This is a genomic window from Lujinxingia litoralis, assembly GCF_003260125.1.
GTDB lineage: Bacteria > Myxococcota_A > Bradymonadia > Bradymonadales > Bradymonadaceae > Lujinxingia > Lujinxingia litoralis.
Map to the genome: position 1 here is coordinate 135,284 of NZ_QHKO01000004.1, position 20,917 is coordinate 156,200.

The 20,917-nt window shown below is 64.9% G+C and carries 16 protein-coding genes; 7 read left to right on the forward strand and 9 right to left on the reverse strand.

Annotated features, from left to right (window positions below; genetic code table 11):
- Window positions 1-113 precede the first annotated feature (113 nt).
- The 6 genes from DL240_RS10130 to DL240_RS10160 all read left to right on the forward strand — a co-directional run bounded on the left by DL240_RS10130 (window position 114) and on the right by DL240_RS10160 (window position 10,896).
- Window positions 114-1,895, forward strand: coding sequence for a NupC/NupG family nucleoside CNT transporter (locus DL240_RS10130; protein ID WP_199589787.1), 1,782 nt, complete (start codon window positions 114-116; stop codon window positions 1,893-1,895).
- Window positions 1,896-2,019: 124 nt separating this feature from the next.
- A complete protein-coding gene (locus DL240_RS10135) occupies window positions 2,020-2,865 on the forward strand; it encodes a purine-nucleoside phosphorylase (protein ID WP_111729777.1) in 846 nt (281 codons plus the stop codon).
- Window positions 2,866-2,896: 31 nt separating this feature from the next.
- Entirely contained in the window at window positions 2,897-3,331 is a 435-nt protein-coding gene (locus DL240_RS10140; protein ID WP_111729778.1) for a cytidine deaminase, read from the forward strand.
- 465 nt (window positions 3,332-3,796) lie between these two features.
- Window positions 3,797-7,387 carry a serine/threonine-protein kinase gene (locus tag DL240_RS10145; protein WP_111729779.1) on the forward strand — a complete coding sequence of 1,197 codons (3,591 nt, stop codon included), beginning with the start codon at window positions 3,797-3,799 and terminating at the stop codon, window positions 7,385-7,387.
- A gap of 146 nt (window positions 7,388-7,533) precedes the next feature.
- A complete protein-coding gene (locus DL240_RS10150; protein WP_158542473.1) occupies window positions 7,534-8,928 on the forward strand; it encodes an FAD-dependent oxidoreductase in 1,395 nt (464 codons plus the stop codon).
- A gap of 183 nt (window positions 8,929-9,111) precedes the next feature.
- The gene (locus DL240_RS10160; RefSeq protein ID WP_111729781.1) at window positions 9,112-10,896 is read left to right on the forward strand and encodes a right-handed parallel beta-helix repeat-containing protein; all 1,785 of its coding nucleotides are present in this window, start codon (window positions 9,112-9,114) and stop codon (window positions 10,894-10,896) included.
- A 598-nt stretch (window positions 10,897-11,494) separates the two neighbouring features.
- Here DL240_RS10160 and DL240_RS10165 read toward each other — a convergent pair.
- Window positions 11,495-11,842: a hypothetical protein gene (locus DL240_RS10165; protein WP_111729782.1), complete on the reverse strand. Its 348-nt coding sequence runs from the start codon at window positions 11,840-11,842 to the stop codon at window positions 11,495-11,497.
- Between the two features lie 189 nt (window positions 11,843-12,031).
- Here DL240_RS10165 and DL240_RS10170 point away from each other — a divergent pair, with 189 nt between their 5' ends.
- A complete protein-coding gene (locus DL240_RS10170; RefSeq protein WP_146618225.1) occupies window positions 12,032-13,195 on the forward strand; it encodes a hypothetical protein in 1,164 nt (387 codons plus the stop codon).
- A 99-nt stretch (window positions 13,196-13,294) separates the two neighbouring features.
- On the opposite strand, the gene DL240_RS10175 is transcribed toward DL240_RS10170, so the two are convergent.
- The 8 genes from DL240_RS10175 to DL240_RS10210 all read right to left on the reverse strand — a co-directional run bounded on the left by DL240_RS10175 (window position 13,295) and on the right by DL240_RS10210 (window position 20,797).
- Window positions 13,295-13,903 (reverse strand): hypothetical protein, encoded by a 609-nt coding sequence (locus tag DL240_RS10175; RefSeq protein ID WP_111729784.1) that lies wholly within the window; start codon window positions 13,901-13,903, stop codon window positions 13,295-13,297.
- Window positions 13,900-15,129 (reverse strand): S41 family peptidase, encoded by a 1,230-nt coding sequence (locus DL240_RS10180; RefSeq protein ID WP_146618226.1) that lies wholly within the window; start codon window positions 15,127-15,129, stop codon window positions 13,900-13,902. Before DL240_RS10180 ends, DL240_RS10175 begins: the two co-directional genes overlap by 4 nt.
- 86 nt (window positions 15,130-15,215) lie before the next feature.
- Complete coding sequence (locus DL240_RS10185) at window positions 15,216-16,139, reverse strand: DnaJ C-terminal domain-containing protein (protein ID WP_111729786.1); 924 nt, start codon at window positions 16,137-16,139, stop codon at window positions 15,216-15,218.
- A gap of 79 nt (window positions 16,140-16,218) precedes the next feature.
- Window positions 16,219-17,037 carry a hypothetical protein gene (locus tag DL240_RS10190; protein ID WP_146618227.1) on the reverse strand — a complete coding sequence of 273 codons (819 nt, stop codon included), beginning with the start codon at window positions 17,035-17,037 and terminating at the stop codon, window positions 16,219-16,221.
- A gap of 128 nt (window positions 17,038-17,165) precedes the next feature.
- Window positions 17,166-18,713 carry a biotin--[acetyl-CoA-carboxylase] ligase gene (locus DL240_RS10195; protein ID WP_111729788.1) on the reverse strand — a complete coding sequence of 516 codons (1,548 nt, stop codon included), beginning with the start codon at window positions 18,711-18,713 and terminating at the stop codon, window positions 17,166-17,168.
- On the reverse strand, window positions 18,713-19,582 hold the full coding sequence (nadC, locus tag DL240_RS10200) for a carboxylating nicotinate-nucleotide diphosphorylase (protein WP_111729789.1): 870 nt from the start codon (window positions 19,580-19,582) through the stop codon (window positions 18,713-18,715). Before nadC ends, DL240_RS10195 begins: the two co-directional genes overlap by 1 nt.
- Window positions 19,583-19,757: 175 nt before the next feature.
- Entirely contained in the window at window positions 19,758-20,102 is a 345-nt protein-coding gene (locus tag DL240_RS10205) for a hypothetical protein (protein ID WP_146618228.1), read from the reverse strand.
- Complete coding sequence (locus DL240_RS10210; protein ID WP_111729791.1) at window positions 20,099-20,797, reverse strand: hypothetical protein; 699 nt, start codon at window positions 20,795-20,797, stop codon at window positions 20,099-20,101. The genes DL240_RS10205 and DL240_RS10210 overlap by 4 nt, the downstream gene beginning before the upstream one ends.
- Window positions 20,798-20,917: the final 120 nt, after the last annotated feature.

Here is a 20,917-nt window from a genome sequence, read left to right on the forward strand (position 1 = left end):
CCAACGAGCCCTTCTTTGCCAACATTCCCACCGGCACAGGCTGCCTTGTCAGCGGGAAGACTTTGGGCATAGAGTGGCGCGTCTCTCGGCCCCCCCCTCGTGGAGCAGTCCCTATGCACAGCCCCCGCCAGAAGGCTCAGCGTCGCGTTCTGTACGCGATGGCCTGGTTTGTCTTCCTCTTCTGCTCGTCGGTGATCGTCACCGGCATGATCGTCGGCCAGTCCTCGCCATCGGTGGCACAGGAAGCGGTCGAATCTCCCGACACCGCCCCCCAGGGCGATGACGCCGCGCTGCCCGACGCCTCAGCCGGCGAGGGCTCACCTGAGGCCGAGGCCCCGGCGCCCGCCGAGGAGGTCACCGAGCCCGCCCCGACGGCCGCGCCCACGGAGGAAGCCAAGCCCGCCGAGGCCGGCGAGGCCGGCGAAAACGTCGCCGCTCAGAACGCCGAAGCCGGGCAGTTTAAGCTCGGCGAGATGGAGGGAGAGGACTCCTCGCTGGGTGAGAAGTTTGTGAGCTTCTTTGGCATCTTCGCCCTGCTGGGCGTGGCCTGGCTCCTCTCGACCAACCGCCGCGCCATCAACTGGCGCCTGGTCGCCATCGGCACCGGCCTGCAGCTGGGCTTTGCGCTCTTTATTTTCTACGTCCCCGGCGGCCAGAAGGTCTTTGAGATCGCCACCGTCGCGGTGAGCAAACTCCTGGAGTTCACCAACTCCGGCGCCGAGTTCATCTTCGCCAGCTACGTCACCGGCTCGGTCGAAGGGGGCTTAATCAACTTCGCCTTCGCCGTGCTCCCGACCATCATCTTCTTCAGCGCGCTGATGACCGTGCTCTACCACCTGGGCATCATGCAGAAGCTGGTGCACATGTTTGCCTGGGTCATGCAGCGCACCATGGGCATCAGCGGCGCCGAGAGCATGTCGGCTGCGGCCAACATCTTCGTGGGCCAGACCGAAGCCCCCCTGGTGGTCAAACCCTTTGTGAAAAACATGACCGTCTCCGAGCTGATGGTCGTGATGACCGGCGGCTTCGCCACCGTGGCCGGCGGGGTGCTGGCCATCTACGTGGGCATGATGGAGCCCTCCTTCCCCGACATCGCCGGCCACCTGCTGGCGGCCTCGGTGATGAGCGCCCCGGCCGCTCTGGTCATCGCCAAGATCATCTACCCGGAGACCGGCCACCCGGCCACCGCCGGCAAACTCGAGATGGAAGACCTGCGCGAGGACGTCAACGTGCTCGACGCCGCCAGCCGCGGCGCCGCCGAAGGCATGAAACTCGCCCTCAACGTCGCGGCGATGCTCCTGGCTTTCATCGCGCTGATCGGTCTGATCAACTACCTGATCACCTGGCCCAGCCTGATGATCAACGCCTCCACCCTGGGCTCGCTGGCCGAGGCCTACGCCGCGGCCAGCATGACGATTCCCCAGGGCTGCGACCCGGCCACCGTCGCCGACGCCGCGATGGTGGGCTGCATTGAGACCATGCAGGCCGCCCCGGGCATGACCTCCTCCTGGATCGCCCCGGTCGTGACCATGCAGGACATCTTCGGCTACGTCTTCTGGCCCTTTGCCTGGGTGATGGGCGTGCCGGTGGAAGACTGCTACACCATCGCGCGCCTTTTGGGCGAAAAGATGGTGATCAATGAGCTCGTCGCCTACGGCAGCCTGCAGCAGCTCCTGCTCGACCCCAACGTCGTGCTCTCGGATCGCTCGATCATCATCGCCACCTACGCCCTGTGCGGCTTTGCCAACTTCGGGTCCATCGGCATTCAGCTCGGCGGCATCGGCGGCATCGCTCCGGAGCGCAAGCAGGACCTGGCTCGCATCGCACTGCGCGCGATGTTCGGCGGCACCCTGGCGGCGTTTATGACCGCCACCATCGCCGGCATCCTGATCTGATTACCTTAGCTGACCCCGACCTCTGGAGGGGCCCCGCCAGGCGCGGGCCCCTCTTCTTCGCCCCGGGCTCTGCAAAGCCCCACTCAACAGGGCGACGAACCCGATACCTTTGCTGGAGTATATGATGGCCCACCCCACCTCCGATCTGGCCGGCCGTGCCCAGGCCAGCGCCGACTTCCTCAAAGCCCGCATCACCGACGCCCCCCGCATCGCCATGATCCTGGGCAGCGGCCTGGGCGCCATCGGCGATCAGCTCGACGACGCCACCGCCATTGACTACGCCGAGATCCCCAACTTCCCGGTCTCCGGCGTCGAAGGCCACAAAGGCCGCCTGGTCTTCGGGCGCCTCGAAGGCGTCCCGGTCGTCGTGATGCAGGGCCGCTCGCACTTCTACGAGGGCTGGTCGATGCAGGAGGTCACCTTCCCGGTGCGCGCCTTCCATCTGCTGGGCATCGATCACCTGGTGGTCACCAACTCCGCCGGGGGCATCAACGCCGACTACAAACCCGGCGACCTGATGATCATCAACGATCATATCAACTTCACCGGGCAGAACCCCCTGCACGGCCCCAACGAAGACGCCTTCGGACCGCGCTTCCCCGATATGAGCGATCCCTACAGCGCCGAGCTGCGCCAGCTCCTTCACCAGGTCGCCCACAGCCGGGATATCGCCGTCAAAGAAGGGGTCTACGCCGGTGTCGCCGGCCCCAGCTACGAGACCCCGGCCGAGGTGCGTATGCTGCGCACCCTGGGCGGCGACGCCGTGGGTATGTCCACGGTGCCCGAGGTCATCGTCGCCAGCCATTGCGGCATGAAGGTCGCCGGCATCAGCTGCATCACCAACTATGCCGCCGGCTTAAGTGACACCAAGCTCCACCACGACGAGGTCAAAGAGACCGCCGACCGCGTCCGGGAAACCTTCACCGGCCTGGTGCGCGGACTCGTCCAGGCCATCGCTCACACCCTCTGAGGCCTGCAGGCCCCACCTCCAGGAGGCACCGATGACGCAGAACGATGAACGCTTCGCCGAGATCTCTGACGAGGACTGGGCTCGCCTGGAGCGCGCCGCGCTCCAGGTGCGCGAGCATGCGCATGTCCCCTACTCCAACTTTCCGGTGGGCGCCGCCCTCCTGACCGAGGATGGCGAGGTGGTGGTGGGCTGCAACGTGGAAAACGCCACCATCGGCGCCACCGTCTGCGCCGAGCGCAACGCCATCGGCACCGCGGTGGCCAGCGGTCAGCAACGCTTTGTCGCCCTGGCCGTGGTCACCGATGTCGACGAGCCCTCGGCTCCCTGCGGCATCTGCCGCCAGGTCCTGGCCGAGTTCTGCGACGACCTCCCCATCCTGATGCTCAACACCTCCGGCACCCGCCGCTTCACCACCCTGGATGAGTTGTTGCCGATGCGTTTTTCCGGCCGCGACTTCCTGCCCTGACAAGCACCTCCCTCTCTCGTATCGCCCCGATGAAACGCGCCCGCCACCTCTTGGCCGGCGCGTTTTCGCGTGATGCTCCCTTCCCCGCCCTCGCCCCTGTTGCCTCAGGGCGCGTCTCGGCCATGCCGGCGACCACCGGCCCGACGACGGGGCCCCTATCCCCCATCCGGGGCATCGAGTGCCCGCGCCGGATACCCTACACTGGCGTCTCCATCGCGATCTGCGCCTGACCAGGCGGCGCACCGACCTCCTGAGCCGGCCCGAAACGCCCCCTCGGCCCGCCCGGCACCGGATGGCCAGCAAGAGTTGTCACCCTGCTGGCACAATCTTCGCATCAGGATCCGGGCATATTGCACATTTGCGCCCTCACGGAAGCAGGCTTTGTGTTCCTGATTCCGCGCCGGTGTTCTACACTCACGCCTCACCTACCGGTGAAGACCTGCGCCTCTGGCCCGCGGACAAACGATGTTGGCCCTTGCCACCCCTCCCACACGATTTGGACCTTTTCGCCTCTTGGCCAGCGCCGGCAAAGGAGGCATGGGCGAGGTCTTCCGCGCGGTGCATGAAGCCCGCGATATCGAGGTGGCCATCAAGGTGATGTCGGCTCGCCGCGCCCGGGACCCCCATTTTAGCTCGGCACTGCGCGCCGAGGTGCGCGCGGTCGCCCGACTGCACCACCCGGGTATCATTATGGTCTTCGACTGCGGAGAGGTCAGCGCCGCGGTCGAGCGTAACACCGGCGGGCGCTTTGTGGCCGGCTCCTCCTGGCTGGCCATGGAGCTGGCCAGTTACAGCCTTCAGGACCTCGACCGCTCCCGGCTGGACTGGTGGCATGTGCGAAACATCCTGGTGCGCATCCTCGATGCCCTGGCCCATTCGCACGCCCGCGGGGTGATCCACCGCGACTTAAAGCCGGCCAACGTCCTCTTTGTTGAGGGCGCCCACGGCCGCCAGCTCAAACTCTCGGACTTTGGCCTGGCCCACGCCCTGGACGATGAGCCCACCGCCGAAGACGAAGAGCCCCGACGCGTCTCGGGCACCCCGCGCTTTATGTCTCCCGAGCAGATCACCGGGCAATGGCGCGCGCAGGGACCCTGGACCGATCTCTACGCCCTGGGCTGCCTGTCCTACTGGCTGGTCGACGGCGAGCCCCCATTTCGGGACGGCGACACCGACGCGATCCTGCAGGGGCATTTACACGGGGAGCTCCCCCCGCTGCGCGCGCCCTTTGCCGTGCCCCCCCACTTCGGGATGTGGCTGGGGAGGCTGCTGGCCAAACGCCCCGAAGACCGCTTTGAGCGTGCCACCGACGCCGCCCAGGCCCTCTTTGCCCTTGGCGAGCCCCCGGGCCAGGAGCGTCCCGGCCAGCCCGCGCCCCTGGGCTTTGTGGCGCCGCTGAGCCCGACGGTGGTGCCCTCCTCCCTGAGTGAGGATCTCGGCATGACCGAGATCATCAGCGACGTGATTCACGCCCCGCCCTCGGTACCGGAGCTCCGCGCCCTGGAGCGCCCGCCCTCCTCGCCACGCCACCGAGCAGTGGGAGCGTCCTTTTCCGTGCCCCGGACCTGGCATCGCAAAGAGGCGCCTCCGCTCTCGCTGGATCTGGTCGGGGTGGGCCTGGGACTCTTCGGCCTGCGTCAGATCCCCCTGGTGGACCGTCAGGCCGAACGCGATCAGATCTGGGAGACCCTACGTCAGGTGGCCTACCGCTCCAGCCCTCGGTTGACCCTGTTGCGCGGGGGCACCGGCACCGGCAAAAGCCGCCTGGCCAGCTGGATGGCCGAGCGCGCCCACGAGCTGGGCGCGGCCACCCCGCTCACCGCCACCCACAGCCCCCAGGAGGGCAAGGCCGATGGCCTGGGCGGCATGCTGGCCAACCACCTGCGCTGCGTGGGGCTCTCCCGCGAACGCATCCTGGAGCGGGTGCGCCACAGCGTGGCCGACGCCTCGTTGAGCCCCGACGATCTGCACGACTGCCTGGCCCTGACCGAGATCATCTGCGCCGCCACCCACGCCGACTACCGCGAGGAAGATGCGCGCATCCGTTTCCGCACCCCCTCGGAGCGCTACGTGGTGGTCGAGCGCTTTTTACGGCGCTTTGCCGCCCACCGCCCCCTGCTGATGGTGCTCGACGATCTGCAGTGGGGCAACGACACGCTGGCCTGGCTGGAGCACCTGCTCCACTCCGCCGAGTCTCAGGCGCTGCCCCTGCTGGTGGTGGGCACGGTGCAGACCGACGCCCTTTTGGAGCGCCCGCTGGCTCTGCAACGTCTGCGCGCGCTCGCTCGTCAGGAGCCGGTCTCTACCCTGGAGGTCGGACCGCTCAGCGAGGAGCACCAGCGGGAGCTGGTCACCCGGCTGCTCGGCCTGAACCCGGGCCTGGTCAACCAGGTCACCGCCCGCACCGGCGGCAACCCCCTCTACGCGGTGCAGCTCGTCGGCGACTGGGTTGAGCGCGGGGTGCTGGAGCTGGGACCGGGCGGATTTCGCCTGGTCGAAGGGGAATCGGGCGCCATCCCCACCGATCTTCACCAGGTCTTTCGGGAGCGTTTGCGCCTGCTCGTGCATCAAGAGCCGGGCGAAGCTCCCAACGACGCCCTTCTCGGCCTGGAGCTGGCCGCAGTGCTCGGCACCGAGGTCCACCGCCGAGAGTGGAAGGCCGTCTGCCGTAAAGAAGGAGTGGCGCTGCCGCTTCTGGCCGTCGATCAGATGGTCTCCACCGATCTGGCCACACTGCAGGGCGGTAGCTGGAGCTTCACCCACGAGGCCCTGCGCGAAACGCTGGTTCGCCTGGCCCGGGAACAAGGCCGCCTGGCCCGCCATCATGCCCACTGCGCCCGCGCGCTCGCCGAACTCTACTCCCCGGAGCATCCGGGCATCGCGCTGCGACGCGCCCGCCACCTGATCGCCGCTGGCGAACGCGAGGCCGCGCTCCAGCCCCTGCTCCAGGCGACCGCCCAGGCCCGGGTCCGCTGCGAGTTTGAACTCGCGCATAGCCACTGCCAGCGCTACCAGCGTCTGCTCGATGAGCTCAGCGCTCCGGCCGACGACCTGCGCCGCGCCCAGGGGTGGCTGGAGCGTGCCAAGCTCCTGATCCGCCAGGACGAACTCTCCGACGCCGACGAGGTCCTCCAGCGAGCCGCCGAGGTCGGTGAAGCCCGGCAGGAGGTCCGCCTGGTGGGCTGGGCCATGCAGCTGCGCGCCGATGTGGCCAACCGCCGGGGCCAGATCCCCGAGGGGCTAACCTTTTTGGAGCGGGCCGAAGCGATCTTTGATGCCGACGACGACCTCCTGGGCCAGGCCCGCACCACCCAGACCCGGGCCGAGCTACGCTACTGGGCCGGTGAGTATTACGAGGCCGAGCAGCATTTCCGCCGCGCACGGCAACTTTTTCGACGTGCCGGCGAAGAGCTGGAGCTGGCCCGGGTGGAGATGGCCCTGGGGGCGCTCTACACCACACTGGGCAACTCCGAACGCGCCACAGCCATGCTCCTGCACGCCCGCGAGGTATTTGAGCGTCATGGCGACGTCGGCGAGGTCGCCAGCGCGCTCAATAACCTGGGGGAGGTGCATCGGCAGGGAGGGAACTTCTACCAGGCCGAGCGCGCCTACCTGGAATCCCTGGCCATGCTCGAGCGCATCGGCATCACCGACGACCTGGTCATTCTGGTCAATCTGGGAATGGTGCGCCTGGTGCAGAACCATGTCGACGATGCCGCCCCGCTCTTTCGCAAAGTCCTCAGCCTCCTTCAGGGCTCGCAACGCGACGGGTATCTGGCCTTCGCGCATCTGGCCAACCTCCCGGCAGCCGCTCACCATGGCCGCTGGGACGAATGGGATCACCACCTGAGTCAGGGCATGGAGTTGCTGGAGAGCACCGGATTTGTCGACGCCGATCTGGCCGTGATCACCCGCGATGCCGGCGAACGAGCGCTGCTGGCCGGCCAGCCCGCGCGCGCGCGCCACGCGCTGCTCATCGCGCGCAGCCAGTGGCTGAGTATGGCGCGCCAGGATCAGGCCGCGAGCATCGATCGAATCTTGCTGCGCGTGCCTTGAAAGACGCCCGCCGGTGCCCTTCTTTGGGGGGCAACGGGCTCGCCGGGGGCGGCCCATCGCTCAACCAGACAGGTTTCGGGGGAGCCGCCCACAGGCCGGACGCATCGACCTCTGCCCGGGCATGGCCCCCCTCTCCAGGGCAGACGATGGCGCAGACGACGCAGGAAGAAGCACCCATTCACCTGACCATCATCGGCGGAGGCTCGGCCGGCTGCGCGGCGGCCCTGTGGGCCGCCGATCACGGTGCCCGGGTCACGCTGGTTAACGCCGGACTCCCTCTGGGCGGCAACGCCATCAATGTTGGCGTCTTTCCGGCCCGCATCTTCATGCAAGCCGCCACCGCCCGCCGGCGCACCGCGCCCCCCTTTACGCCCGGACAAACAGGGGTGTGTACCGAAGTCGACCTCAACGCCTTAAGTCACCACGTGACCCACTCCATCGAGGTTGCGCGCCGCGCGCTGGTCCAGAGCCTGCAACGACGGCCCGGGCTCGAACTCATTGACGGATACGCCCGATTTATCGATGCCCACACCCTGGAGGTCGACGGCAAACGCTGGCAGTGCGATCGTACGCTCCTGACCTGTGGCGCGAGTTCCTCCCCCCCGGAGATCGACGGCATTGAAGGCGCCGGGGTCTGGCGCCTCCAGGACCTGGTCAACTGCAACGAACTCCCCGAATCCATCCTGATGCTCGGAACCAGCGACCTGGGGCTGACCTACGCCCAGGCCTTTGCTCGCCTGGGGAGCAAAGTCACTCTGCTCAGCGAACGGGAGCGTTTTCTGGATCCCGAACATGGCGAGCGCTGGGAGGCGCTGCTCCGCGACGCGCTCCGCGACGATCAGGTTATCCTGGAGCCAGATTGCACCGTGACCCACCTGGAACGCAAGAATGGCCAGGCGCGCGCGCTGGGCACCCGCCGCGGCGCCCCCACCCACTGGAGCGCCGCCCAGGTGGTCGTGGTTGACCACCGACACCCCTCCACCGATCGCCTGGCCCTCCACGCCGCCGACGTGGAAACCGATGCTCAGGGCTTTATTCAGGTCGACGAGTCCTTCCGCACCTCCCACCCCCTGATTTACGCCGCGGGCGACGTCGTCGGACCAGGCCGGCACACCCACGCCGCCGTTCAAGACGCCATCCTGGCTGCCCACAATGCGGTCCTCCCGACCCGCACTGCCGGTCACACCCACACCGCCCCCTTTGTCATCCCCACCGACCCCTCCTTCGCCGGCGTGGGCTGGAATCAGGCCCAGGCTCAGGCGGCCGGCTTCGACGCCGAGTGCCTCTCGCTGGACCTGAGCACCCACCCTCTTGGCCCTCCCACCGGCGCCCCTCAAGGCTTAATCGAACTCATCTGCGATCGCCGCTCCAACCATCTTCTGGGCGCTCGCCTGGCGGCCCCCGGCGCCGCTGATGCCATCATGGAACTGGCCCTGGCCGTGCGCTACGGGCTCCCGGTCGACGAGCTCGCCACGCTGGTGCATCCCCCGGCCACATTGAGCGAGGCGATCGCGGTCTGTGCTCGCCATCGCAGGCGATAGGCCCGGTGTGAGCGCAACCCGCATTGGCTTTTGATTTCCCTCCCAACCCTTGATACACACCTCCCCATCGTTGAATACACGAGAGCCCGCGGCGTCTAAGAGCGCGCAACGTTCTCGTATTTGTCTGCTTCGCATGGAATGGTTTGGTGAAGCTACACATCCTGAAAAGGCAGGGAGGGTAAAATGAATGTTCTCTGGAAACGTGCCAGCAATCTCACTCTCTTCGGCGGCCTGTGCCTGAGCATCGGCGTCGGCTGCGTCACCGACAATAATAGCAATCCAGATGACCCCTCAGGCTGCGAAAATCTGACCAACGACGACGTCTCCTCCGGCGCCACCCTTTCCAACGACAGCTGCTACGAGATCAACGGTGGGATCAATGTCTCCTCGGGCACCCTGGTCATTGAGGCCGGCACCACCGTATTTATGGGTGCAGGCAGCTCCATCACCTTGAGCGGTACCGGCACCCTGGAGGCCTTGGGCGAAGAAGACAACGAGATCCTTATCCGTGGCGTCGACGAGGAGCGCGGCTACTGGGCCGGCATCTACATCAACGAGACGGGCACCTCCAACCACGTGCTGGAGTACGTGACGATCCGCCACGCCGGTGGCGATCAGTTCACAGGCTCCAGCGACTCCAAAGGTGCGGTCTATGTGCGTGGCGAGTCGCGTCTGAGCGTCTCGAATTGCGCGTTTGAACAGAACGCCTTTGCCGGCATTCACGCCGACGACGACGGAAGCACCGTCACCATTGAAACCACCTCGTTTACCGGCAACGAGCTTCCGCTGCGCCTGCGGCCCAACCACTTCGCGGCGCTCGGTGGCGATCTGAACATCAGCGGGAACGACGCCGACCATATTCTCATGACCGGCGGCAATGCGACCGCTACCAACTCGGGTACCTGGCAGGCCTACACCTACCGCCTTCCCAAGGATGTGACTCTCGAGGCCGACGTCACCATCGCCGCCGGCGCCACCCTGGAGTTCGCCCAGGACACTCGCCTGGCGGTGAACAATGACGCCGGCTCGCTCAACATCGCCGGCACCGAAGACGCGATGGTCACCCTACGCTCCGCCAATGGCGAGCGCGGTGGCTGGGGCGGGCTCTACTTCAACAACGCCGTCTCCTCGAGCAACGCCATCACCTACGCTTCGCTCGAAGACGCTGGCGGCGCCCAAAATACCGGCTCCTCCGTCTCGCTCGGTGGCATCTACGTCGTTGGCGACGACACGCGCCTGACGATCGCCAACTCGACCTTCGTCAACAATGCCTTCGCAGCAATTCACGTCGAGTCCTTCACGACCAAAGTCTCGGTCAGCGCCTCGCACTTTGAGAACAATGAAGTGCCGATCATCGTTCACCCCGACACCATCGGTAACCTTGCCGCCGACCTGACCTTCAGCGAGAACGAGAGCAACGTCATTGAGGTCAAGGATGTCAGCAGTAACACGGTAGAGTTAGTCGCTGACGCCACCTGGCCCGCCTTTGAAGTGCCCCTTTTCGTCAGCACGTTCATCTATATTCAGGGTCACCTCACCTTGAGCCCGGGCACCGAGCTTATCTTCGCCACCGACGTTGGCTTAGACGTTGACGGTGGCAGCCTCACGGCCAACGCTGCCGACGCCGACCCGATCGTGATGCGCGGAGAAGAAGCTCTCAGCGGCTTCTGGATGGGCATTGGCTTCAACGGCTCCTACACCGCCGACAACCAGCTGATTAACGTCGAGCTGATCAACGCCGGCTCGAAGCGCTGGACCGGCAACTCGGATCACCAGGCCTCGCTCTACATCGACGGCGACTCACGGGTGACCGTCGAAGATCTGACTATCACCGGCAGCGGTCAGCACGGCATTGTGGTCCTTACCGAGGGTGAGCTGGTGGGCTGCACCGGCCTGAACATCAGCGGCAGCGCCGGCGAAGACTTCTTTGGCGCGGTGGCCGACGCCACGGCCTGCCTGCCCCTCTAAGTCACCTGTGAAAGACGCGTCGGTGGCTAATGGCCGCTGACGCGAGCGTAAAAAAGCCGCCCCTCAACTGGGGTGGCTTTTTTTACGTCAACACAACGGCACCCGACACCCGAGCTCTTTGCCCAAAATGGCAACCCTGCCCTAAATACACCTCAATCGACAAAATCCGGTCCCGGGTAGCATTTAAACCATCGCACAAAAAAGAGCGCACATCCTGACATTAGTCGAAACAGACTTTCGCCACCGTCATGAGTCGCATGCTCACCCTACATTGTCAGGAGTCACAACGCAGCTTTATCCCCTGCCAGCGCGAATGCACTATAGCATCGACATTTGCGTTTTGACTTCCCCCCTATCTCTTGACAGATCCGAAACATGACTAAATACACGAGAGCACTCAGCGTCTAACAGGGCGCAACGTTCTCGTATTTATCTGCTTCACATAAAATAATTTGGTGAAGCTACACACACTAAAAACTAGGGAGGGTCCAATAAATCTTCTCTGGAAACGTGCAAGCAATTTCACTCTCGTCGGCGGCCTCTGCTTGAGCCTGGGCGTGGGCTGTATCACCGGGGAATCCGGCGATAACGATCGCCATCAGGATCCGGCCAGCTGCGAAACTCTATTCAACGCGGACATCTCGGCCGGGGGAACCCTGGTGCGAAACACCTGCTCCAGGTCAGCGATGACCTGAGCGTAGAAGGCGGCACGCTCGTCATCGAACCGGGCGTCACGATCTTCTTCGAGCGCGACGCCTCGCTTGTCTTTTCGGGCGATGGCAACCTGGACGCCCGCAGTGAGGAAGACAACACCATCGTGCTGCGCGGCGATCAGGAGGAACGCGGATACTGGGACGGGCTCTACTTTGTTAACACGGGAGGTGCATCGAACACCCTGAAATTCGTGACCCTCCGTGATGCCGGCGGCGCACGCTTCAACGCTCATAGTGATTCTATGGGAGGCGTGTTTGTCGGTGCACGTGACGTCCAATTAAGCGTTGAGTCCTGCCGCTTTGAAAACAACAGCTTCGCCGCCATTCACGTCGCACGTGACGCAAGCCAGGTGACTATCAACGATACTGTCTTTTCGGGCAATGAACTCGGCCTCCGTGTAACTGGCAATCACCTTGTCAACATGGGAGACGACCTGAAGTTTGAGGGTAATGATCAAGACGCCATTGAGGTGCTCTCAAGCCTCAACACCAACTCCACCGTCCTCGTCCGAAACGGAACAATTCCCGGATACGCCTACAACGTTCAGACCAATATGGAGATCAACGCTGGAGTCACCATTGCTGCCGGTGCGACCTTTACGATGAAGCAGGATAGCAAGGTCGAGGTCGCCGGCAGCGAGAGCTTCCTGGCCATGCAGGGCACCGAAGAGGCTCCGATCGTCTTTGGCTCCGCCAACGGCCAGCCTGGCGACTGGCGTGGGATCTCTTACGGAAACTCGACCTCCGCTAGCAACCAAATCTCCTACCTGACCCTGGCCGACGCCGGCGGCAAGGCCTACTCCGTTGTAAGCTCGCACCGTGGCGGACTCTTTGTAGTGGGCGACAACGCGACTCTGAACATCAAGAACTCCACCTTTAGAAACAACAGCTTCGCTGCCCTCAGTATCGCGAGCGATAGCACTCGGGTTGTCGTCGAAAGCTCGCATTTTGAAAATAACGAAGAGCCGATTCGCACCCACGCCAACACGATTGCCCAACTTAGCGAAGATTTAAGTTTTGAGGGCAACGACCCTCAGGCCATTGTGGTCAAGAACGGTAGCGGATATAGCGCCATCGCCGTCACGGAAGATGCCATCTGGCCGGCCTTTGCCGTTCCCGTACAGATGGAGACCCAGACCGACGTGGAGGCGCTCCTTACCCTGAGCCCCGGTCTTCGCATTCGCTATGCCAAGGATGTTGGCCTTCTGATCAGCGAAACTGGCAAGCTCGCTGCCGACGCCACCGACGCTGATCCCATCATCATGGAAGGCCTGGAAGACGTTACGGGCTACTGGAAAGGCGTCCACTTCGAAGGAAGCCTCTCGAATGACAATAAGCTTATCAACGTTCAGCTCATCAATCCGGGCTCAGCCCGGTGGGATGTCACCTACCCTTCTCAAACCGGCCTCTATCTGACCTCGTCAGCACGTGTGTTCGTGGAAGATGTCACGATCAGTGGTAGCGGTCATCATGGCATCACCGTCAACCGTTCCACGTTGGTAGGCTGCAGCGGCCTGAGTATCTCCGAGAGCGTTGACACTGACTTTTATGGCATCACCGGTGTGGACGAGTGCGAGGCACTCTAAACCTCACCTGAACCCATCATCGTTAACACGTTAAAAGCCAGCCCCGGCACGGGGCTGGCTTTTAACTTTAGCGACGCCTTTGCTGGCTCGACCTCTCGTTCAAAAACGCGTCGCCAGCCCCAGCTGCGCCCCGAACTGCCAGTGGCCCATATCTCCAAAGAGGCGTCGTGCTCCGAACTCAGTCTCCACACGAAGCATCGGGGTGAGTTCAAATCCCAGCCCCACCGCCCCCGCCGCCCCCGGGAGTGACGCCTGGCGCATCCCCATCACCGACATCGAGGTGTAACCCGCCCGGGCGTAGAGCCCTCGGTACCAGACGGCCGCCTCGGGCAAAAACTCCCAGCGCGCGGCCGCCTCCCAGCCATTGAGCGGAAAATTGCCACCGAGCAACATCATCCCGTAGTGCAGGCTGAGTTCGACCGAGAAGTGCGCCCCCAGATACCCGCGCACTCCCAGCCCAGCCTGCCAGGTCGAGCGATCAAAACAGGCGCATCCCTGCGAGCGATAGGCGGCCATGCCTCCGCGCACCAGCACTCCCAGCCCCAGGGGCCGGGGGCTCTCCCGAACCTCGGCGCGCTCCTCTTTGCCCTGCTGCTCCCGGGAGGTAGGCTCCCAGGCAACCTCCTCCGAACGCACCTCCCGCGGCATCAGCAAGCTCGCAACTACCATCAGCGTCAGCGCAACCCACCAGGCTCCTCCCTTCCTCATCGCAGCCCCTCCAGATAGCGACGGGCCCGCTCCAGCTGCGGATCGCCCTCCACCGAAAACCTTCGCGCTCCGTCCCCTGCCTCAAGCGTCTCTCGCTCCACCGGGAGCACTATCGTCGGTTCCAGCCCATCCTCAGTGTTTTCACCGGTGAGGGTCTGCACCACGTAGGTGGAGACCTGAAACCAGAGACCGTCTACCAGCATCAATCCCCGATCCGGGGAGGCCGCCCCCCCTCCGGTACGTCCCCCGATCAACACTCCGCGCCCTTCCTCGACCATGCGATGCGCGAAGTAGTTCGACGCCGAGAAGGTCCCCTCGTTCACCAACACCACGACCGGTCCCTGGTAGGTGCGACCGCGCGCGGGCGCTTCCATGCGCCGGTACACCCGCCCCTGGCGATCCACAAGTTCAAACGCTCTGGCATCTTCCCCCACCAGGCGTCCGAAGAGCCCGTCGCTCACCGACGGAAAGCCCCCACCGTTATCCCGAAGATCGATGATCAACGCCCGGGTATCGAGCAACTCATTGACCAGCACGTCGAGGCGATCGAGGTCGTCAATAAAACCAAAGGTCTTGATACGCAGGTATCCCACATCGCCCAGGCGGCGAGCGAAGGGCTCGTGGAGGACCGCTTCCCGACGAAGCTCCACGCTCTCTCCACTGGCCGTCGTCACCCGCACGCGGGTGCCCACCTCACCGGCCAGCGCCGACTCCGAGCCCCGCAACATCACCTCGCCGGCCTCTCCTCGCCGCACCAGGGTCACCGCGCGACGCATCACCTCGGCGGCCGGCTCCCCGTCGATGGTGTCTACCACCGCTCCGGCACGCAGCCCGGCCTCCCCGGAGGCCTGTCGCACCACCACCTGCCCGCCTCGCAGCGCCAGTCGCACTGGTGGCACCCCGGCCTCCCGAAGTTGATAGCGCTCCAGGCGGGTATGCCCGTCGGAGAGGAGCGCCAGCGCGTTGGCCAGACGGGTCAAAAAGGTCTCATCATCGAGCTCGGAATCGTCGACGGCCGACCAGAGCGTCTTGGAGAAGAGCTCCAGGTCCACATCTTTTTGAGCCGCAAAGGGATAGTGCGTGTGCACCAGCTCATCGATCGTCGACACCATGCAGCGTCGGGTATCATCGTCGAGCGGAAAGCTCCCGCAGGCAGTCCCGGCCTGACAGCTCGTCAGGCTGAACACACACGCCCACAGCGCGCATGCCACAAGCAAGCGTCTCATCTCCCCCCCTTTTCCCCGGTTGTCGGCCTGGCTTACCTAAAGCTAATCCCCGCCCGGCCCTCCGACAGCGCTCCCCCCGGCCGGACTCACAGGCGCAGGTCGGCCCGTACGCCTTTTTTGTAGGCTTTCGCCAGCGTCTGCGCAGCCTTACGCACGGAGGCGTCAATGCGATCGGGGGACTGAATCTGCAACACCGCGTAAAAGTTCCCCTTTTCTTTTCCCCGATGCACCCCCTGCCCCTTAAGTCGCAGCCTGGCGCCGGCGTTCACCCCGGCCGGCACCTTGACGGTGTACTTGCCCCAGGGGGTAGGCACGGCGATGGAGGCCCCCAGCAACGCCTCGGCCATGGTGATGGGCACCTCCAGGTAAAGATGGAGGCCCTCACGACGCAACCTCTCATGCGGGCGCACGCTCAGCTCCAGGTAGAGATCCCCCGGCTCGCCGGTGCCGCGCTGGGTGCGCGGTGCTTCGCCCCCTTTCCCCTTGAGCTTGAGGCGCTCACCATCGGTGACCCCACCGGGCACCCGCACCTTTAAGGGTTTCCCGTTTACGCTAAACTCGAGCTCCTTGCCTTTGAGCGACTCCATAAAGCTCAACACGACCTTCGCACTCAAGTCGCGTCCCTTCATCGGCATGCCAAAGCCCTGGCCAAACCCGGCCCCACCACCGCCAAACATGCTGCCGAAGATATCTTCAAAGGTCGCCCCCCCTTCAAATCCAGTCGCTCGGGCTCCCCGACGCCCCCCGGCCTGCCGATAGGCTCGCGCCCGCTGCGCGTCAAACCCCTCGCGTAACCCGTCGTAGCCAAACTCATCGTAGAGCTTGCGCTTCTTGGGGTTACTGAGCACATCAAAGGCCGCCGACACCCGTTTAAAGCGCTCCTCAGCCTGAGCATCCCCCGGGTTCACATCCGGATGGCTCGCCCGGGCCAGCTTCCGATACGCTTTTTTAATGGTGTCCGCGTCGGCGGTCTTAGAGACCCCTAAGATGTCGTAGAGATCGCGTTTCATTGCCGCCACCACAGATCAAGGTTGATTCATGTATGAAGGGCGCCAGCCCCACCGGGGCCGGCGCCACGGGCCAGCGTGCTCACTCGAAGGTCGGCTCCACAAAGCCCTTTCCAAGGTTCTCGCGGTTGCGCCCCTGGCGACCTACCGACCACCCGGCGGTACAACCGGAGTCGGCCGGATCGGGCGGGGCCTGCTGCGCCCGCAGGTGCAAGGGCACCGCGAAAGACGCCCCACCCAGCGGCAATCCCACGCCCTGAGGCACATACCCAATCAGCCCCACAACCTGGAGGTTGTCGCCAACCTGAGCCACCGCCCGATCAAGCTCGGCCGTCCAGGCGAGCAAGCGGGCGGCGTGGGCTTCCAGCGCATCGTAGGCCGGCGCCGACGTTGTGGTCAGCCCCGGTTCCAGACGCTGGCGAGTCAGCGTCAAGACCTTGGTCAGCAGCGTTTGTCCGTAAATCAAGAGATCGTGCAGCGCGCGCTCCGAGCCCAGCCCCTGAGCCACGCGCGCATCGGTGCGAAGCACCGCCAGGGTGCGCATCGCACCGGCCACCGCACTCAGCGTATGCTCACTGCCGTGAAGATGATGATCCAACGCCGCCTTGATGACTTGCGCGTCGCCGACCTTCTGCTGGAGCACGACACGCAACGTCTGCAGCCACATTTCCAGTTCGGCCACCGCCATGTGAATCGCGTGCTCGCTGATGCGATCTTCGGGGGCTTCTTCTTTACGGGCCGCCACCAGCTTCTCGGCCTCGGCCAGCAGCGCCTTCCCGCGATCCACGCCGTCTTTGTTAAGACCGGCCTTGCTCATCGCCTCGCGCACATCCGGCATCTCCTCCCAGGTGTGCGTCGCCACTAAGGCATGACCCATCAAACGGTATACGGGCGTCGACATGACTTCTCCTCACTTCAGCAAAGTGTGCATCAGGCGCAGTTGCAAAATTTCTTATCCCCTCAAAGGGCGCGCCAGCATAGCCCAGGCATCGAACCTCGACAAGATGGGCACCACCCCACCCCGGGCCCCTAAATATTGACCTGAATGCGCCCGGCAGGAACACCCGCCTTCATCAAGGTTTCGGTGACCGCTTTGACCATCACGGGCGCGCCGCTCAGGTAGGCAAACGCGCCGTCAAGCGGTGGGGCCAGCGCCGCAAACGCGTCCTGCACGTAGGTGTGTTCGCCGCCCTCTTCCAGAGCCATGCATACCTGCACGCCCCGCGCCTCCAACGCACTAAGCAGCGCTCGACAGGCCAGATCGTCGTCGTGGCGCTCTCCATAAAAGAGCGCGATCCGGGCGGGTCGAGCCGGCGCTTCCAGCCAACGCTCCACCAGCGGCAAGAGCGCGGCCAGACCGCTACCGGTGGCAAAGAGCAGCGCGCTGGCGCCGACCGCCTCCCGGGCCTCAAACCCTCGCCCCTCTGCCAGGCTTACCTCGACCTCGTCGCCGGGCTTAAGCCCGGCCAGGGCCTGTGCCAGATCGCCCTCGGCCTCGACCAGAAACTCCCAGCGTCGCTGGCGGGCCCGGGCCACCACGTAGAAGCTCGGCGGCAGGCCGGCCGCGCCCAGCGTGGTGTACTGTCCCGGGCGCTGCAATGAGGCGGCGAACTCTTCATCGACCTCCACCGCCAGGCGCACGTAACGCGAGCCTTCAGGGGCAACCTCCTGCACCGCAAAGCGCCGGCGCACGCGCCGAGCCTCCGGAGGCGACCCGGGCTGAGCGGTGAGCAGGCGCTCGACATGCGCCTCCACCTCGGCCTGCGGCCGCGGTGCTCTCTCGCGCTCCGAGGAGCGGTGCCCCCGCCCCAGACCGCAGATTGTGACCTCCCCGGCGACCACCTCGACGATGCGCCCGTCGACGTCTTTCACCCGCAGGCCGCCCGACGGTGAGAGCCCGTCGGCGATTCCCCGCATCGCGCTGCCGCCCTGCTCATAGCGCACCTCACGCCCTTTCACCCGGTCCAGAGCCGCGAAGTCGGCCCCAAAATCCTCCAGCCCCTTCGTCTCCAGACGGGTGCAGGCCCGCAGAATCGCCTGCTGCAGTGCGTCCACCAGGAGCATCCGATCGTAGACTTGCCCCCCTTCGCTTAACAAGCTCGTCGCCACGGGATGAAGCTCCTCGGGGAGCTCCCAGCGCCCGATATTCACGTTGAGCCCCACCCCTACCACCACTCCCTCCAGCCCTGTTGGGCCGGTGGCCGCCTCGGTGAGGATGCCCCCGAGCTTACGCTCGCCAGCGTAAAGATCGTTGGGCCACTTCAGCCACACGTCCACCCCGGAGATCTCTCGCAACATCCCGGCGATCTCCACGCCGCAGGCCAGCGTGACCCCGGCAACTTTGGCCAACTCCAGCGCCGGCCGCAGGACCATCGAGAGGTACACATTGCTCCCGCCTGGCGAGTGCCAGGGGCGGCGCTGACCATCCGACTCCCGGCGCCCGCGACCGGCGCTCTGCTCCTGAGCGACCACGGTCGTGCCATGGGGCGCCTGCTCCTTGAGCAGACGCAGGGCCTCATCGTTGGTGGAGCCCAGGCGGCGGTAGACCAGTATCGGCGAGGATGATTGTTCGTCCATCACACAGCTCCGGTGCTTGAGCGAAGTTTCATCGACACATCGACCGCCGTGGCCGAATGCGTCAACGCTCCCACCGAGATGATGTCCAGCCCCACATCACCCAGGTGCTCCAGACGCGCGCGCGTCATGTTGCCGCTGCCCTCGATCACCACGTCGTTGCCGCGGCGATGACCGCGAATCTGCGCCACGGCTTCGATCATCTGGTCACGATTCATATTGTCGAGCATCACGATCTCCGCGCCGGCATCCAGCGCCTCTTCGACCTGAGCCAGCTCGGTGATCTCGACCTCCACGCGCACCGAATGGGGGGCCTGACGGCGCACCCGCGCCAAGGCCTCCCGAATCGAACCGGCCGCGGCGATGTGGTTGTCCTTGATCATCACCCCGCTGGCCAGGTTGTAGCGATGATTCGCTCCCCCGCCGCAGACCACCGCATACTTATCGAGAGCACGCCACCCGGGCAGGGTCTTGCGCGTGTCCACCACCCGGGTCGGCGACTCGCCCAGCGCGGCCACAAACGCCGCGGTCAACGTGGCCACCCCACTCATGCGCTGCATGAAGTTCAGCGCGATACGCTCCCCACGCAACAGCGACACGGTCGGCCCCTCCAGGCTGGCCACGACCTCGCCGGCTTCAAATCTCGCACCCTCGGAACGCGCAAAGTGGACCTTCACCTGCGGGTCCACACGGGCAAACACCGCGTTGACCACCGGCTGGCCGGCCAGCACAAAACTCTCCTTGGCCACCAGCTCGGCCCGACCATGCTCGCCAGCAAAAAAGGCCTGGGAGGTGACGTCGAAGCCAATCTCATCCTCATCGATCGCCAGATCGATAAGCTGCTGAATGCGCGGGCTGATATACAGATGCATCGCTTCCTCTTAAGGCAAAGACCACTGTGCAACGAGGGGCGTCCGGGGGGGAGTGCGCCCGGCGGGCTCACGTCGGACACCTTACTCTCAGTTCGGCTTGCGACAAGGGAGCGTCCCACAAAAAAGCCGGCTCCCATCCGGGAGCCGGCTCTTTTTTCAACCGTTCACGCGCGACTCAGTCCCCCATGCACACGTAGCTTCGGCCGCCACCGCTGCGGTTACGCTGATCGTCACAGACATATCCCTCACGGCAGTCGTAGCGATCCATGCAGGTGGGCAGGCAGATGCCCCCGCTGCGGTCCACGCAGGCCGTGTTCATCGGGCAGTCCTCGTGACGATCGCAGGCGCGCACACACATCCCGTAGGGATAATCGTCGCCGCGCTTGCAGGTGCTCCCCGGGTCGCAATCGATGTCGTCGCGGCACTCCCCGCCGACGATATCCCCGCCGAAGTTCCCGCAGCTGCTCAAAAAGGTCAGGCTCACCATCAGGGCCATCAGAGCTATCCATCGCTTCGTCATGCGCTCTCCTCGTCAGCCTCTCGAATCTGCATGGCAGCAGCGATCGGCAAGGTCTCCAGCTCCGGGCGGAGTTCCTCCAGGCCCAGGCTGCGCAGGTTCGCCCGCACAAAGTGGTAGCGATCCAGCAGGGGACTGGTCAGGGGCAAGTCGAGCATCCGCAACGCAAAACGGCGCGGGTCCTCATGCGTGCACCGACCATCGGACTCGAAAACCATCGCATAACTGGGACCGGGCAGCAACGAGTCGCACCAGGCAAAGGTCGGCCGCCCTCCCTGATACATCGTCAGGTGCAGGCTACCCAGATGAGGCTCATAGCCAACGAAGGCCCCGGCGCAGCGTAGCTCGCTCATCAACTCCTCGGCCCACTCCGCGCCCAAAACGCGCTCATCGAGGTCGACGCCGGGCTCGGTCACCAGGGAGATCTCCCCCTCCTGAGCCACCAGCACCCCACCCTCCCAATGCTCGGGGCTGGCGGTCACATCGCGTACGCCCACGTCCATCAGCGGGGCCGTGCGTTTGAGCGCTTCCACAACCCTGGAGGCCGAAGCATCGACCACCAGCTGAGAGAAGCCCGGCCATTGCCCGGGACGCCCCTGCTCCTCGGTCTGATCATCCCAGAACTCCGTGGAGTTCTGGACTCCAAGATCGATGCGGTGAATCCCCTCATCGTCGATCAAATACCACTCTCGCTGCATTCAACGCGTCCGTGTCACGTGCTGCGGTCACGGAGACTTCCCTGTCTCCTGGCTCTGGACGCACGAGCTTGGATCGGCCCCCGAAGCTCCGCAAGAAATTAGCACGGAAAGTCGCCACCC

Coding starts and splice junctions, on each gene's coding strand:
- DL240_RS10170 (WP_146618225.1), top strand. CDS start 12,032: ATGGGAGACGACCTGAAGTTTGAGGGTAATGATCAAGACGCCATTGAG.
- DL240_RS10135 (WP_111729777.1), top strand. CDS start 2,020: ATGGCCCACCCCACCTCCGATCTGGCCGGCCGTGCCCAGGCCAGCGCC.
- DL240_RS10205 (WP_146618228.1), bottom strand. CDS start 20,102: ATGACGAAGCGATGGATAGCTCTGATGGCCCTGATGGTGAGCCTGACC.
- DL240_RS10210 (WP_111729791.1), bottom strand. CDS start 20,797: ATGCAGCGAGAGTGGTATTTGATCGACGATGAGGGGATTCACCGCATC.
- DL240_RS10195 (WP_111729788.1), bottom strand. CDS start 18,713: ATGGACGAACAATCATCCTCGCCGATACTGGTCTACCGCCGCCTGGGC.
- DL240_RS10190 (WP_146618227.1), bottom strand. CDS start 17,037: ATGTCGACGCCCGTATACCGTTTGATGGGTCATGCCTTAGTGGCGACG.
- DL240_RS10150 (WP_158542473.1), top strand. CDS start 7,534: ATGGCGCAGACGACGCAGGAAGAAGCACCCATTCACCTGACCATCATC.
- DL240_RS10185 (WP_111729786.1), bottom strand. CDS start 16,139: ATGAAACGCGATCTCTACGACATCTTAGGGGTCTCTAAGACCGCCGAC.
- DL240_RS10175 (WP_111729784.1), bottom strand. CDS start 13,903: ATGAGGAAGGGAGGAGCCTGGTGGGTTGCGCTGACGCTGATGGTAGTT.
- DL240_RS10130 (WP_199589787.1), top strand. CDS start 114: ATGCACAGCCCCCGCCAGAAGGCTCAGCGTCGCGTTCTGTACGCGATG.
- DL240_RS10160 (WP_111729781.1), top strand. CDS start 9,112: ATGAATGTTCTCTGGAAACGTGCCAGCAATCTCACTCTCTTCGGCGGC.
- DL240_RS10165 (WP_111729782.1), bottom strand. CDS start 11,842: ATGAGCGTTGAAGCGTGCGCCGCCGGCATCACGGAGGGTCACGAATTT.
- DL240_RS10145 (WP_111729779.1), top strand. CDS start 3,797: ATGTTGGCCCTTGCCACCCCTCCCACACGATTTGGACCTTTTCGCCTC.
- nadC (WP_111729789.1), bottom strand. CDS start 19,582: ATGCATCTGTATATCAGCCCGCGCATTCAGCAGCTTATCGATCTGGCG.
- DL240_RS10140 (WP_111729778.1), top strand. CDS start 2,897: ATGACGCAGAACGATGAACGCTTCGCCGAGATCTCTGACGAGGACTGG.
- DL240_RS10180 (WP_146618226.1), bottom strand. CDS start 15,129: ATGAGACGCTTGCTTGTGGCATGCGCGCTGTGGGCGTGTGTGTTCAGC.